Annotated in this window: 1 protein-coding gene; it reads left to right on the plus strand. The window is 45.8% G+C overall.

Annotated features, from left to right (window positions below):
- The coding region (locus ACS8FC_RS20985; protein ID WP_439298204.1) for a glutamate ligase domain-containing protein at nt 1–427 on the plus strand (427 nt) is incomplete at its 5' end.
- Between the last annotated feature and the right edge of the window lie 88 nt (nt 428–515).

A 515-nucleotide genomic window follows, 5' to 3' on the forward strand; every position in this document is an offset into this window, starting at 1 on the left:
TGCGCATACGCCAGATGCCTTAAGTCAAGTGCTGGCGAGCCTGAAAACTCACTGTAAAGGCCAGCTATGGGCAGTGTTTGGTTGTGGCGGCGATCGTGATGCAGGCAAGCGTCCATTGATGGCGCAGGCTGGCCTCACAGGTGCTGATCAAGTTGTCTTGACCGCTGATAATCCACGTACCGAAGACCCTAACGTCATCTTACAGGACATGCAGGCTGGGATGAGTGCTGAGCAATATCAACGTACGCATATAGAACCTGCTCGCCAAAAGGCCATTGAATATGCCGTCAGTCAGGCAGGTCCAGACGATATCGTTGTCATCGCTGGTAAAGGCCATGAGACCTATCAAGAGATTAACAACGTCCGTTATGATTTTGATGACAGTGTTATTTTGCAGCAGGCATTAGCACAAGCGGGCCGTATATAGTCGATTGATTATCGATACGCTTATTATCAAAAAATTAATCATTAAATATAAAAATGAAGTAGTCATTATATAAGGTAACCATTATGAC

This window comes from Psychrobacter sp. 1Y4 (assembly GCF_051847555.1).